General features: G+C 31.6%; 10 protein-coding genes and 2 pseudogenes. 3 read left to right on the plus strand and 9 right to left on the minus strand.

Annotated elements, in window-relative coordinates; translation table 11 throughout:
• Positions 1-65: 65 nt before the first annotated feature.
• On the plus strand, positions 66-1,235 hold the full coding sequence (locus tag BK821_RS01775; RefSeq protein ID WP_046835957.1) for a hydroxymethylglutaryl-CoA synthase: 1,170 nt from the start codon (positions 66-68) through the stop codon (positions 1,233-1,235).
• Positions 1,236-1,441: 206 nt separating this feature from the next.
• Here the strand turns inward: BK821_RS01775 and BK821_RS01780 are convergent, their stop codons facing one another.
• From BK821_RS01780 to BK821_RS01815, 8 genes and pseudogenes are all read right to left on the minus strand, one after another.
• Positions 1,442-1,975 (minus strand): methylated-DNA--[protein]-cysteine S-methyltransferase, encoded by a 534-nt coding sequence (locus BK821_RS01780; RefSeq protein WP_071331048.1) that lies wholly within the window; start codon positions 1,973-1,975, stop codon positions 1,442-1,444.
• Positions 1,976-2,158: 183 nt separating this feature from the next.
• Positions 2,159-3,544, minus strand: coding sequence for an MFS transporter (locus BK821_RS01785; protein WP_046835959.1), 1,386 nt, complete (start codon positions 3,542-3,544; stop codon positions 2,159-2,161).
• 247 nt (positions 3,545-3,791) lie between these two features.
• Entirely contained in the window at positions 3,792-4,484 is a 693-nt protein-coding gene (locus BK821_RS01790) for an alpha/beta hydrolase (protein ID WP_071331049.1), read from the minus strand.
• A gap of 43 nt (positions 4,485-4,527) precedes the next feature.
• Positions 4,528-4,992 (minus strand): hypothetical protein, encoded by a 465-nt coding sequence (locus BK821_RS01795; protein WP_046835961.1) that lies wholly within the window; start codon positions 4,990-4,992, stop codon positions 4,528-4,530.
• Between the two features lie 165 nt (positions 4,993-5,157).
• A pseudogene (locus BK821_RS13415) lies at positions 5,158-5,616 on the minus strand (M20/M25/M40 family metallo-hydrolase); the annotation flags it as partial.
• Positions 5,612-6,565: pseudogene (locus BK821_RS13420) on the minus strand (MFS transporter); the annotation flags it as partial. The pseudogenes BK821_RS13415 and BK821_RS13420, both read right to left, overlap by 5 nt.
• A gap of 310 nt (positions 6,566-6,875) precedes the next feature.
• A complete protein-coding gene (gene aryK, locus BK821_RS01810; protein WP_071331051.1) occupies positions 6,876-9,161 on the minus strand; it encodes a transcriptional regulator AryK in 2,286 nt (761 codons plus the stop codon).
• 136 nt (positions 9,162-9,297) lie between these two features.
• Positions 9,298-11,484 carry an MMPL family transporter gene (locus tag BK821_RS01815; RefSeq protein ID WP_071331052.1) on the minus strand — a complete coding sequence of 729 codons (2,187 nt, stop codon included), beginning with the start codon at positions 11,482-11,484 and terminating at the stop codon, positions 9,298-9,300.
• A gap of 148 nt (positions 11,485-11,632) precedes the next feature.
• Here BK821_RS01815 and BK821_RS01820 point away from each other — a divergent pair, with 148 nt between their 5' ends.
• On the plus strand, positions 11,633-12,187 hold the full coding sequence (locus BK821_RS01820) for a TetR/AcrR family transcriptional regulator (protein ID WP_071331053.1): 555 nt from the start codon (positions 11,633-11,635) through the stop codon (positions 12,185-12,187).
• 88 nt (positions 12,188-12,275) lie between these two features.
• Here the strand turns inward: BK821_RS01820 and pruA are convergent, their stop codons facing one another.
• Positions 12,276-13,820 (minus strand): L-glutamate gamma-semialdehyde dehydrogenase, encoded by a 1,545-nt coding sequence (gene pruA / locus BK821_RS01825; protein ID WP_071331054.1) that lies wholly within the window; start codon positions 13,818-13,820, stop codon positions 12,276-12,278.
• A 327-nt stretch (positions 13,821-14,147) separates the two neighbouring features.
• On the opposite strand from pruA, the gene BK821_RS01830 reads away from it, so the two are divergent.
• Positions 14,148-15,218: an acyltransferase family protein gene (locus tag BK821_RS01830; protein WP_046835968.1), complete on the plus strand. Its 1,071-nt coding sequence runs from the start codon at positions 14,148-14,150 to the stop codon at positions 15,216-15,218.
• The last annotated feature ends 53 nt before the right edge of the window (positions 15,219-15,271 follow it).

Here is a 15,271-nt window from a genome sequence, read left to right on the forward strand (position 1 = left end):
TTTATAAGCTCGTTTTGGTATGATACAATTGCTTATTTATAAACAGAAAGGTGTCGATACGCTTTATGACAGTTGGTATTGATCAAATTAATTTTTATGTTCCAAGATTTTATGTAGATATGGCTAAACTTGCGGAAGCACGCCAAGTTGATCCAAATAAATTTTTACTCGGGATTGGGCAAACAGAAATGTCTGTAAGTCCAATGAGTCAAGACATCGTATCAATGGGTGCTAATGCGGCCAAAGAAATTGTTACTGATGAAGATAAGAAACAAATCACTATGGTTATCGTAGCAACAGAATCAGCAATAGATTCTGCTAAAGCTTCAGCAGTCCAAATACATAACTTGCTAGGTATTCAACCCTTCGCTCGTTGTATTGAAATGAAAGAAGCATGTTATGCTGCTACACCTGCAATTCAGTTAGCTAAAGATTATTTAGCTCAACGCCCAGATGAAAAAGTATTAGTTATCGCTAGTGATACTGCACGTTATGGCATAAACTCTGGTGGCGAACCTACACAAGGCGCAGGCGCTGTTGCTATGATAATATCACAAAACCCACGTATACTTGAACTAAATGATGATGCTGTTGCTTTCACTGAAGATGTTTATGATTTCTGGCGTCCTAGTGGTCAACCTTATCCTTTAGTAGATGGTGCCTTATCAAAAGATGCTTATATTCACTCATTCCAAGAAAGTTGGCAGGAATATGCTCGACGTCATAACAAATCATTAAATGATTTTGCGTCATTATGCTTCCATGTACCATTTACTAAAATGGGTAAAAAAGCACTTGATTCAATTTTAACAAATGATGTAGATGAACAAACAAAAGAACGTTTAACAACTGGATATGACGCTGCTACGTACTATAACCGTTATGTGGGTAATATCTATACAGGTTCGCTTTATTTAAGTTTAATTTCTTTATTAGAAACACATAAACTTTCAGCTGGTGATAACATTGGATTATTTAGTTATGGTTCTGGTTCTGTCGGTGAATTCTTTAGCGGTAAACTTGTTGAAGGTTACCAAGAAGCACTTGATATTCAAGGCCATAAAGATTTACTAAATAATCGTACTGAAATTTCAGTTGAAGCATATGAATCATTCTTCAATCGTTTTGATGCATTAGAATTCGATCACGAAACTGAGTTAGATAATGAACAAAATACAATCTTCTATCTTGAAAGTATTAATGATCATATCCGTAATTATAATACCTTAAATTAATTCTTAAATCACTTAATCGTATCTCGTTTAATTGCAAGTTTTTAAATTTTATTGTTATTTAATTATACTATTCTATTAAATATATAACCCCTAGTAATATGCACATCTTTCAAAGTGCTTTACTAGGGGTATTTTTATATTTAAATCATATATTGCGATATTATTTTTAAATCATATTTATGAACAGTTAAAATACTAGTATTTCCTTAAGGTTTGGTGCTATGTTTCGGTTTATAATAAGCATTCATATCCATTTGTTCTAATTTAAGAAGTTCAATTTTAGTATCAATACCACCGCCATAACCTGTTAAATTACCATCTTTTCCGACAACTCTATGACAAGGAATCATTATTGATATTGGATTATTTCCTACTGCCCCGCCAACTGCTTGCGCTGACATTGTTTTTTTCCCTCTTATTTGTGCCATTTGCTTGGCAATTTCACCATAAGTAATCGTTTCGCCATAAGGTATATCTAACAGAATCTCCCAAACTTGTTTACGAAATTCTGTACCTTCAGCTTTTAAAGGAAAATCAATAACTGGATTATTTCCTAAGAAATAATCATCTAACCAGGCTACTGCTTTATTAAAAATGATTAAATCTGCCTCAAACAATTTTTCATTAAACTTTAATTCAAAATCTTCATGATTAGGTAACCACAATCCTGTAATATTTTTACCATCGGATGTCATAGCAAGTTGACCTATTGGAGATTCATAGTATTTCTTATAATGCATCATAACTCCCCCTTTTATATCGATATTCATTATTTTTATCATAATTCTTTCCCACTTTTAAGTAAAGCCACAGAACGATACAAAGGTCTAAATTACGATACACAACATATAATAGAATCTCTCATAGTATTGCAACATGATAAAAACCCTTGCAAACTTCTCACACGCAAGGGCACACTGTTTTTAACTATTTATTTTTCGGGTCGGAAGCACAAATACACTTGTACATATTGCACCGATAATAAGACATGCACCAACTACAAAGCTAATCCCTGCAGCAGTATTTAAATGGTATCCATTTTGAATCATACCTGTATAGATTGAAGTCATAATAGCAATACCAAATGCACCACCTAATGTAGATCCCATTTTAAAAATGCCCGACGCGACACCAACTTTCTCAGAGGGCGTCGTGGATACTGCTGTACTTAGTGCAGGAGTGGCAAATAATCCTGTACCTCCTCCAAAGAAAATTGCAGCAATCAACGCTACAATTATATATACTGAATCATTCAAGAACGTAAAACTGAATAATAAAACTCCCAAAGCTGTAAATATTGGTCCAATTATCATGGCGCGTTTGGCTCCAAATCTTTTTATACTCTTTTCACCAAGTCGTATAATAAGCAATAAAGCAATTAAATAAGGTAACGTCAGTAACCCAGCTTGAAAAGAACTAAGCTTTAATCCACCTTGTAAATATATATTAAATAACGCAATAACGCCTACGCCAGTATTCAATAAAAAATTGGCACATACCGCCCCAATATAAGGTTTGTTCTTAAAAAGTTTCAAATCAATAAATGGTAACGCCTTATCACGCTCGACCTTAAAGAATAAATATATACAAATTAAAAAGACCACTAATAAAGTAACTATTGGAACACTTAACCATCCAATTTTATATCCTTGAGTAATGACAAAACTAATACTTGCAATCATCATTACAAATATGATTAGCCCCATATAATCAAAATCACTTCGCTTAGCCTTAACTTGTTTAGCCTCAGGTAATTTTTTCAACAATAACAATGCAACAATCGTTACAAGTATAGAAAGGATAAATATGGCTTGCCAAGATATAAATGTTGCCATAGCACCAGCAAAGAATGAAGCTAATCCTGTACCTCCAAATGCGCCGATAGACCAAAAACTCAAAGCGCTTTGTCTTTTATCTCCTTCGAAAAATGTGTTCACAATTGAAATCGTAGCTGGCATAATAATAGCAGCAGAAAGCCCCTGAAGCACCCTTCCTAACAAAAGTAATACTACATTGCCTGAAATAATAAGCATAAGTGAACCAATCATACTTAAGACTAGAGCAATACGCGTCATTCTAACTTTACCAAATTTATCCGAAAGATTGCCCGCTACGACCATAAATACACCTGTAACAAACGATGTTAAACTCACAGAAATATTTACTATATCGGGCGTAGTACCATATGTAGATTGTACTTTAGGACCAATATTTAAAAACGTTTGTGCAAATAACCAATAAGTCAAAATTGCTAACACAATTCCCAACAACAGTTTACTACCAGAAAATTGATTATCATCTTTTGTCATATAAGCATCCCCTATATTATTCCAAAATATAAGTAGCATTTAATACAGAAAGACCATTTCAGTCTGTTGAATCAATTAATTAAATCATACATATAAATAAAACATAAATAACATTAAACACATAATTGATCCTTATATTCATGCTACTTGTATTAAGTATTATCACGCTTTGGACATAGGTGATACGAATCCCTTGATATTTTTTAGAATTTTCAGATAATATTTTCTGCTAGCTCCTTTTTATATACTAAAATAACTTTTGAACCGCACGCTTAAAATGTTTTTTAAATATAGGTTTTCGGTGTAGTCCTTTTCTATTAATTATAAATTGGAACGTAGTTTTTTCTGAATATAACAATTCATCTAATATATCGACACCATGTTCTGTATCTGTGAACATATTTCGGGTTAGCTCGGTACTATGTGTCCCTTCAAGCGCCCCTACATACCAATATATATGCTTTTCTGTATCAATACTTTCTTGTTTTCTCATAAAATTTATAAAATTGGGGTACCAAACTGAAGGTGAAATTAATATATAAGTACCAAATACATTTGTTTTTTTAAATATTGTATATAGCGAAACTAATCCACCAAACGAAGCTCCAGCGATTGCAATATCAGAATGATGTTGTGATATGTTGAAACATTTTTTTAAATACGGTAATAATTCATCAGTCATCCAAGTCACATAGCTCTCGGCTTCTCCCTCGTACTTTATATTATGAACTACCGCTTCCCAAGGCGTGTATTCTCTTATTCTTTCGTTTGGTACAATCCCAACAAATATGACCTCTTTTTCAATATCTTTAAATAAGAAATCTCCATCTTGAACTACAATGAGTGGATAGGACTTTGAATTTTGCTTAAAATAACTTTTGGGCAATTTTACTCTGATATCATGATCTTGATATCGAAAGTTAAGCGTTCTAATACGCATAGCATTCACCTCTTTTTCACTTCAAACTAAAAACCAATCGGTATTACATAAAATTATATAACTCGATTTCATTTTCTTTGGCATATTCTAAAGCTAAAATTTCTAAAATGTTAATCATTGCTGGATTTTCTTTAATTTTAATATATTGAAATTTCAAATTTTGTTCTTCAGCATTAATATTTTTCAATTCTGATTCATCAAGATTGTGTTGTTCAACATAAACTTTTCTAAATCTGGCAGTCCCCGCATCCGAACGTAAATTAAATTGCGACAGTTTACTTTCCAAATCTTTTTGAGTTAGTTTGTATCCTGTCATAAATCCCCCAGCTTGCCCAACAAATATTGGTTTTTTATTTTTGAAAATTACAAATATTCCCTTTTGTTCTTGAACTTGACTTCTGCTTGCTTTATCAAATGTTAAAGCACTTGATTTATCATACTTAAAAAGTTTTTTTAAAGGTTTCTTATACTCTTCTAAGAGTCCCGTTAATTGCTTATCTCCATTCATAATTCATCATCCTTTTTCAATTTTTGAATTATATAGTATATACACTATATGGCACGATAATAAACTATAAACTTCAAATTTCAATTACATCATACTTTATTTTATAACAAATAAAGGTTTCGACCATCTGATTGAGGTCAAAACCTTTAACTTTAATTATGCTCACTATTTCAAATAATTTAAAACACTAATCCCTACTGCCTCAGCTGCAACGCGTAGTGATTTTTCACTAATATTAAATTTTGGATGATGATGAGGATGGATGTCACCATTCTCTGGTGCAGCTCCAGCATATATAAATGAGCTTGGTATCGCTTTGGCATAATAGGCAAAGTCTTCAGATGGTGGTTGAGCTTCACACATTTCAACACTTTGAAGGGCATCTGTATTCGCATTTTTTAGTGACTCAACTACAAATTGAGTGAATTGTGGATCATTATACAATGCCGGATAATCATCTTGATAATCTAACTCGCAAGTCACACCAAACATGGCTTCTAATCCTTTTGATAGACGTTGCACCTCTTTTTTAATTGTATGCTTCGTTTCATCTGTCAGAGCACGTACGTCTCCTTCTATTTCAATGCTATCTTTAATAATATTAAATTGTCCTTTACCATAGTAATACAGTGACCAAATATGTAATAGATAATAATCCAGTTTGAAATGCATTAAATCCTAAGCCTTGTTGCACAAATGTATTAGCTACTAAAAGTGCACCAGCAACACCATTTAATAGAAAATTAGACAGCGTTGCCCCCGTATATGCTTTATTACTAAATAATTTAAAGTCTATCAAAGGGTTTTTTATACTATTTTCAATTTTAATAAAGATAACTGTTGAAATAATGAATACTACGATTAATCCTAAAATTAGTGGTGACATTAGACCAAATGCTGCACTTTTTGTAATGATGACATTAATACTTAACATCATCACAACAAATAATATTAAACCTATAAAATCAAAGCTTGCTTTTATATTACTTTGTGATTTAGTCTCGGGTGTTCCCTTTATCAACATCATTGCTACAAGTGCAACGATTATAGATAATATAAAAATCCAACGCCAACCAATAAAGGTTGAAACCATACCCCCAAATAATGATGCTAATCCTGAACCACCCCACGAACCAATGGACCAATAACTTAAAGCACGTTGCCGCTCTTTGCCTTCATAATAAGTCTTCATAATTGCTAAAGTAGAGGGCATTATAGCTGCTGCAGACAATCCTTGTATAACTCTTCCTAATATTAATAAAACAGGTAAATTCGTGATTATAATTAATAATGAACCAATAATACTTAACCATAATCCTATATACGTAATTTTGACGCGCCCTACTTTATCTGCCAAACTTCCGGCGCCTACTACAAACATCTCTGAGAATAACGCTGTTATACTTACAGCAATACTCACTGTACCAATATCACTACTAAATGATTGTTGTAACGTTGGAACGACATTTAATAATGATTGCGCAAATAACCAAAATGTAACTACGCCTAGTACAATACCTAAAATAAGCTTGTTATCACCTTGATATTTCTGTACATTTCTCACTTGAGTCATTCACTCGTCCTCCTAAATAATTTTGAAAATGACATATTGAAAGTTCAAAAACGTATGATTAACAGCCCATGATTTTTATTAACTTTAATAAAATAGAGTTTTTGATACCTTTCTAGAAGTGATTTTAACGTGCAGTCTTTTTTTTAGATATATAATGTTTGCTGTTTTAGTAGTTTATTTGTAGCTATTTATTTTCATTTAATACTTATGACAAATTTAGATATATTATTTTTGTCTTATTGTCATATTAAAAAATAGACTAATTGAAAAATAGCAGCTCCGTGTATTTTTCGATTAGTCTTTAAGATTATTATGATTTAATATATCTTCTGAATTCTATCATTTGAATTGCATTAGTCAGCAATTTCAAATGATAAGTCAATACGCCTTTAACTTCTACCTCACTAATGTCTAGTTTAGGATAGGATATTCTATTTACATAATCTACAGTCTCCTCATCCATACCGTATTGCGTATTATATTGTTGCCATACCTTATATAAAGCACCATGATTTTTATCTAAGGTTAAGTGTTTCACTTTGTATGTACCTTGTTTGGCGTGTGTAATATTAATTTGGTACTCTTTATGATTTAAGCTTCCTGTATAATCATTAAGTGTGAAATGAGGATTATAGTGTTCTGCATCCCATACAACTATTTGAAAATGATGATAATCACCTAATACCATACAATTATCATTCATATATAAAATACATCTAAATAATTTTTTGAAAAACATACTTGTAAAAAATGCTGGTCTTTTACCATCAAATTGGTGATATAAGTCTATACCACTTAATTGCGTCGAAGTGTTTTTATGATTAAATCTCTGATGTATTTCATAGTTTAACCAATAACCGACTGTATCTATACGATTATTTATTTCAATAAGTTGTTCAAAAATGATGCCTGCTCTGAAATATTCACCATTGGTTAAATTTGTATCACCTGTTAATGTATTCCAGTTTAGCAATATACAAGGTATATCTTGTGTATCAACCTCTAATAACTTCATCATTTTATTTACTTGCAATGTAATATGATTCTTAGCAATATCATATTGTTTACTTTCTAAAGAGTTAAAATTAATCATATCATTTTGATTTGCACAAAATGCGACACGATCTATGTGATATACGTTTGAATTTAAAATAGCTTTCGCTTTTGAAGATTCCATTGGATCATCTATATTAACATTTAATACGATGGTTACCTTTTCAAAATAGTGTTTAAATAATGTACACATTTTTTGAAATAGATGGGAATCCGCAACTTTCATATAAATAATAATGTGTAACACATTATTATTTATTACTGTATTATGCATATGCTCTAACAAATATGATAATTCTTTATAATAGTTATTAAATTGCTTGTTGCTTTTCGGTGGTTCAATTTCTATTCCCAAACCAATTTGATGTGCCAATAAAAAGTTTAAGCATTCATCTATTTTCATGTATGGATGAGTATTAGGTATCAATTCATCACTTTCAACCCTGTCATTGATAATCTTCCCAACTCTGATCGGATCTTTAATTAAAATATGATTCAATCCTAAACATGCTTTCACTTCTAGTAATTGTGTCCTAAACCTTTGGACAAGCAACGCTTCTAAATCACCTATTTGTATCACATGATTATAATGCTTTAAATATTTATTGTCGTTTCTTAATGAGACATCCCATACTTTTTGTGCTTCTGGAGACTGTACTATTTTTTTAATATTTTGATTTACAAACATTGATAAGTAATACAAATAATGTTGATATGTCGTTTCTTTTTTTCCATTTTCTAACAGTTCAATCTTTTTCAACTTTCGATATTTTTCCCTAAATACCGTAGGAGTCATGTGCATATCTTCTTTAAAATATTTGATTAACATATTTGAATTCGTAAAACCATTTTTAAAAGCAATTTGCGTTATGGTGTCATTGGTATGAATTAAATCTCTTTTACAGTGCTCTATCCTCACTTGATTAACATAATGATTAATGCCAACACCCATATGACGAGTGAAGTATCTGGATAAATACGCATTGCTCAGACCAACCATTTTAGCTATTTCACTTAACGTAATTGATTCTGTATAGTGATTATCTATATAGTCACAAATCGATTCTAACCTATGATCTTTTGTACTATTATCCACACCTTCATTTTGTCTTGTAGGTAAGTATTTCACAATTATAAATAGTAAGTCTATTAACTGTTGTTCAATATACAATCTGTAAAATCGTCCTTTTCTAATATAAACAACACCCATCATTGCTAAAGAATTAATGATTTGCTGATATATGACATCTTGTAATATATGCTTCTTCAAAATAAATTTTTTATCAGTAAAGTCATTTATGTACTGTTTCAAATAATCCCTAGATAAGTGCAGAGACATATAAAGTGTGTCTTTATTCTCAATCATACGAAACTGTTCTCTGTGATTAATTATAAAAACGTCTCCTTTTTGATACACTTTAATACTCTTATGCCCCCATACTTTCAGGGTGCTGTTTAATACAAGTACAATACGAAGACCTTCATTCATCCTTGTGTCATTTCCAAACTGTTCATTAAATTCTATCTCATAAAATTTTTTCATAGTCCACCTCTTTTCAATTTCTAATTTAAATTCAAACGCATTATTATTCCATATTTTTTTGATTTTGTTGATTTTTAGACAAAAAAAGTCTGCCAAAATAATTTGGCAGACTGCTAACATTTAATTGAACTTTTTCTTATTTTTTCTTATTTGTGTTTTGAGATTTTGACATCATATCTTTTTGTAAAGCATGCCCTTCAATATCAATATGTGGCACAATTTTACTTAACCAAGCTGGCATATACCATGACGCTTTCCCAAATAATTTAGTAAGCGATGGTATTAGCAATAAGCGCACGACAAATGCATCAAATAATACACCAAAACCTAATGCGATACCCATTGATTTAATCATAACATCTTCTTGGAAAACGAATGCAATAAACACACTGAACATAATCAATGCAGCTGCAACAACTACAGGACCACTTTCTTTAATACCTACTTTAATAGAGTAGTCATTATCACGTGTTTTACTATATTCTTCATGAATACGAGACATTAAGAATACTTCGTAATCCATAGCAAGACCAAATAATAAACCGATTGTAATTACTGGTAAGAATGCAAGCAATGGACCAGTTGTATCAATACCAAACAATCCAGACATAAATCCTTCTTGCATGATTAATGTTGTAAAACCAAGTGTGGCTGCAAGTGATAGCACAAATCCGAGTACAGCTTTTAACGGAATAATGATAGAACGGAATACTACCATTAATAGAATAAATGCTAAAGCAACAATTACACCAGCAAATAATGGAATAGCTTCATTTAGTTTTTGAGACATATCTATATTAATTACGCTCTGACCTGATACTTCTGTTTTGAAGTCATAATCATCTTGAGCTTTATTATTGTAGTCTCTCAAATCATGAACGAGATTTTCAGTAGATTTAGCATTTGGTCCGTGTTCAGGAATAACCACCACTAATGCATAATCTTTATCCTTACTAAGTTGTGGAGGGGTAACCATATCTACATGTTCTTTATTGTTAATATCTTTACTCATATCTTGTAAATCTTTTTGTAATTCTTGAGGATTATCCTTTTTATCTTTTACATTTACAAGCATTGCGATTTGACCATTGTAACCTTCGCCAAATTTATCAGAAATAATATCATATGCTTTTTTCTGAGTAGAATCTGCTGTTTTCATACCGTCATCCGGTATACCTAAACGCATATCTTTAACTGGAATAGCAACTAGAACTAAGATGATTAAACCGATGAGCACAGCTGCTAACGGCTTACCTACTACAAATTTAGACCAAGCTGTATCAACATCACCTTTGAATTCTGATTTCGTACGTTTGGGCTTAATTTGTTTATGGAAAATACTAATCAATGAAGGTAGTAAAGTGAGTGCACTAATAACTGCTACAAGCACGCTGATTGCAGAAGCAAATCCCATGACTGCTAAGAAATCTATACCTACAAGGGAAAGACCACAAACAGCAATAATGACCGTGACACCAGCAAATATAACTGCGCTACCTGCTGTACCTACAGCTAAACCTACTGCTTTAACATGATCCGGTTCGGTCTTCACAATTTTTCTATATCTAAATAATATAAATAGTGCATAATCTATACCTACTGCCAATCCAATCATCACAGACAGGGTTAGTGTCACATTTGGAATATCAAATATATACGTCAGTAATGAAATAATACCTACGCCAGTGCCTAAACCAAGTAATGCACTTATAATTGGCATACCCGCGGCAATTACTGATCCGAATGTAAGTAAAAGTACGACAAACGCTACAATAATACCTATGAGTTCAGATGAACCACCTATCTCTGTAGATTCCATGCCTGTTCCCATCAATTCAACTTGTACATTGTGATCTTTTTCTAATTGTTTAACTGTGTCTTTAACATTATCTTTAGATTTATCTGTTAAAGAAGTCGCTGATACGTCATAGTTTACATCAGCAAATGCTGTAGTTTTATCTTTACTAATTTGCTTATTATCATAAGGATCTGAAACGTCTTTAATATCTTTATCATCATCTTTGATATCTTTTAACGTATCTTTAATATCCTTCATCATATCTTGTTTAACGATGCCATTATCAGCATCACTTTTCATTACTATTCTAATTTGGGCCTTTTCACTATCTTGACCAAATTCATCTTCGATTTTTTTATTAGTATCTAGTGATTCTAAACCATTCATTTTAATATCATTATCGAATTTAGGTGCGTTCATCGTTAACGGTGTAATGATTGCTGCCAATAATACAACCCAAACAATAATACTCCACCATTTATGTTTTGCAACAAGCGATCCCAATTTATATAAAAACTTTGCCAAACTATTGCCTCCTTATTTAATCAACGTTATAGTTTAAATGTAATGTGTAGATTATCTATAATATCATAATAAACATGCTCCCCCTAATATATAAAGAATTAATTATACTAAAATGTATATTTAAACTACAAATAAGGAGAAATGTAGAATGAATGAAAATGATTTACGCGTCATTAAAACAAAACGTGCACTTTCTCAAAGTTTTTATAAGCTACTCGAAAATAAACTCTTTTCAACAATAACAGTCAATCAAATTTGTGATGATGCCTTGATCCATCGAACAACTTTTTATAAACACTTCTATGATAAATATGATTTATTGATTTATCTTATTACTGATTTAACAAAAGACTTCTTCTCTAGTAATTTCAAAGAACGTATTAACAATCCTTTTACTACTATAGAAAATACAATGAATAATCTCGATGAATTGAAACGTATTGCAGATAAGCAAAAAGAAGACCAAGCATTCGAACGTACCATTGCTAATCATTTTATACGTATTTTACAAACAGATATCAAAGAAAATGAACATAGAATTACAATAGACTCAAGTGTGCCAACGGAACTTATACTTTATGTGTATGGTGCAAGCCTTTTTGGCTTTATGGAATGGATCAGAGACCATTGTATAAAGCTTCCGGCAAAGGACATTGATGAACTATTTCATAAAATGATTAATATTCATGTCAAAGACGAATAAATAATTTTTCTAATTAATCTCGAAAAACTAAAAAGAGACGAGTGAAAATATATTATCTTCACTCGTCTCTTATTATTCTATATAAAGATTAGAACATTTCTGAAACTACTTTTTGCTCTAAGAAGTTTAATAAGTAGTCTGGACTACCTGTTTTAGCATCCGTACCTGACATTTTAAAACCACCGAATGGGTGATAACCAACAACTGCCGCAGTACAACCACGATTAAGATATAAATTACCTACATCGTATTCTTCTACAGCTTGAATCCAATTTTCACGATTATTAGTAATAACAGCACCTGTTAAACCATAATCTGTATCGTTAGCAATGTCTAATAATTCTTCGAAATCCTTACCTTTGACAAATCCAACAACTGGTCCGAAAATTTCTTCTTGCATGATTCGGTCACTTGATTTAAGGCCTGAAATAATCGTAGGTTCTATAAAGTAACCTGTTGAATCATCGGCACCGCCACCTTGCTCTAAGTTGCCTTCTTTACTACCAATTTCGATATAATTTTTGATTTTATCGAATTGCTTTTGATTAATAACTGGTCCCATATTCGTATTACTCTCAGTATTACCTAAAGTGAGCTCCTTAGTTAGTTTAACTGATTTTTCTAGCACTTCATCGTACACATCTTGGTGTACAATCGCACGTGAACATGCAGAACATTTTTGCCCTGAAAATCCAAATGCTGAAGTAACAATAGCTTCTGCTGCTAAGTCAGTATCAATTTCTTTATCGACGATGATTGCATCTTTACCGCCCATTTCAGCTATTACACGTTTCAAGAATTGTTGTCCTTCTTGAACTTTTGCAGATCTTTCAAAAATGCGTGTACCAGTTGCACGTGAACCTGTGAAAGTTACAAAATGCGTGTGAACACTATCTACAAGGTAGTCACCAATTTCTTTGGGATCACCAGGTACAAAGTTAACAACACCTTTTGGTAAGCCAGCTTCTTCTAAGATTTCCATTAATACATAAGCAGTTAACGGGGTATCTTCAGCTGGTTTTAATAACACTGTATTTCCTGCAACAACTGGTGCTAAAGTTGTACCAGCCATTATTGCGAATGGGAAATTCCATGGTGGAATAGTTACACCAGTACCAATTGGTTTATAGAAGTATTTATTATGTTCGCCTTCTCTATCTAAAACTGGTTTACCATCTGCTAATTCCATCATTGATCTTGCATAGTATTCTATAAAATCAATACCTTCAGCAGCATCGCCTACAGCTTCATTCCATGGTTTACCCGCTTCATATACCATGATTGCTGAGATTTCTTCTTTACGACGTCTAATAATTGCTGAAACTCTTAATAAGAATTCCGCACGATCTTTATGAGACCATTTCTTCCATGATTTATAAGCTTCATCAGCAGCTTTAAATGCATCATCCACATCTTTTTGAGTTGCTTTTGAAACTTCTGCAATAACTTCAGTAGTATTAGCAGGATTGATAGACTGATAAGTGTCTTGTGTGAATTTTTCTTCTCCATTAATAACTAAAGGAATTTTTCTATTCAATTCACCTTTAACTTTTTTTAATACCTCGTTGAATGATTCGACATTTTGACTATTTGAAAAGTCTATGCCTGGTTCGTTGTGATAATTAACTACCATTTTTCTACCCCCATGTAAGTTTGTAAATAGAAAACTGAAATGGATACAATCCATTCTTTTTTCATTGTATATGTATAGCACAATAAATGCAATCGCTTTCAGTTAATTTTCTGAAAACAGATATTTTTCTGTCTAATTAGCAATATAAATTAATTGCTGATATTATATAAAAATATATTCATATGTATTATACCCATTTTTCATTATAATAATTTAATTATTTGTAACCTTATTTTTACATTTAATTTAACTTTTATATGTTAAATTGAAAGTTAACTATAAATATCATTTCTATAATTTATATATAGATGAAAGGAAAAGTTATTCATGAAGACCTACACATCTGTTATATTTTGGATGCGTACAATCGCTTGTTTAAGTATTGTACTTATTCACTCAATAACGACAACCTTTTCTAAAATGGATTATGTTGGCCATGGGACAATAATTCGAATCATTCAGTTATTACTAATGTTCAGTACCCCACTATTTGTATTTATTTCGGAATTTTTACTAGCTAAAAGTTACCATGTTAAAACCAAGCCCGGTTTTTTTAAAAACAAATTGCTTTATTTAGGTATTCCCTATATATTGATTAACTTGGGGATATCATTCTTTTATTTTAAACCTAAAAACTTTAATGAGTTTGTTCAATATGTTGGGGATACAATGTTTCATGGTGGTGCAATCACTTATTTTATTGTTATTATTTTCCAATTTTACATATTACACTTTTTCTTTGCTAAATATATTGTTAAATGGAAACCCGTGCCAGTTATTGTTGGCTCAATCTTATTCACCACTTTGTACTGGGCTTTTAGGGAGTTTGTACCCCAATCACATCATCCAATATTAGGGCTTTTTTGGGAAAGAGAAGGCTGGATGCTTTGCTTTGGATGGATTAGCTATTTCTTACTTGGATTTTATACTGGGGTTTACTATGAGACATTTATGCGCAATATCCAAAAATATACTTGGTACATTATATTAGGTACTTTAGTGTCTATGGCGATACTAATTTGTAACTTTGTATTTGGTATTAGTACATGGGTCGAATCAAAACGCTTCGACATTCCATTTTATGTAACAATGGTTATTTTACTATTTTTCTTATTCTCTTCATATGTAAAATATGTACCGAAATTTATTCTTTTTATTAGTAACTATTCATTCTGTATCTATTTAATACACTACTTCTTTGTTCATAACTTAGGTTTACTAAGAGCCGACAGTTCACTTAGAAATATTGCTTTCAATTTTATTATCACCATAACGATATCGATTTGCTTAGCCTATTTATTTAATTTATTTAAATTCGGTAAGTTCATTGTTGGTGGTATTGGGCATGTAAAGTATGAAACAGTATATGAAAGCTATAAAAACGGTAAAATGGATTAGCCTATAAATAAACCAGCCGATAAGTTGCTTAAGCTTATCGGCTGGTTTATTTT

This window comes from Staphylococcus sp. LCT-H4 (assembly GCF_001866145.1).
In the GTDB taxonomy this organism is placed as follows: domain Bacteria; phylum Bacillota; class Bacilli; order Staphylococcales; family Staphylococcaceae; genus Staphylococcus; species Staphylococcus succinus.

Excerpts from the sequence above, each read along its gene's own strand:
- BK821_RS01820 (WP_071331053.1), top strand. The coding sequence starts at position 11,633 with ATGAATGAAAATGATTTACGCGTCATTAAAACAAAACGTGCACTTTCT.
- BK821_RS01785 (WP_046835959.1), bottom strand. The coding sequence starts at position 3,544 with ATGACAAAAGATGATAATCAATTTTCTGGTAGTAAACTGTTGTTGGGA.
- aryK (WP_071331051.1), bottom strand. The coding sequence starts at position 9,161 with ATGAAAAAATTTTATGAGATAGAATTTAATGAACAGTTTGGAAATGAC.
- BK821_RS01775 (WP_046835957.1), top strand. The coding sequence starts at position 66 with ATGACAGTTGGTATTGATCAAATTAATTTTTATGTTCCAAGATTTTAT.
- BK821_RS01795 (WP_046835961.1), bottom strand. The coding sequence starts at position 4,992 with ATGAATGGAGATAAGCAATTAACGGGACTCTTAGAAGAGTATAAGAAA.
- pruA (WP_071331054.1), bottom strand. The coding sequence starts at position 13,820 with ATGGTAGTTAATTATCACAACGAACCAGGCATAGACTTTTCAAATAGT.
- BK821_RS01780 (WP_071331048.1), bottom strand. The coding sequence starts at position 1,975 with ATGCATTATAAGAAATACTATGAATCTCCAATAGGTCAACTTGCTATG.
- BK821_RS01830 (WP_046835968.1), top strand. The coding sequence starts at position 14,148 with ATGAAGACCTACACATCTGTTATATTTTGGATGCGTACAATCGCTTGT.
- BK821_RS01790 (WP_071331049.1), bottom strand. The coding sequence starts at position 4,484 with ATGCGTATTAGAACGCTTAACTTTCGATATCAAGATCATGATATCAGA.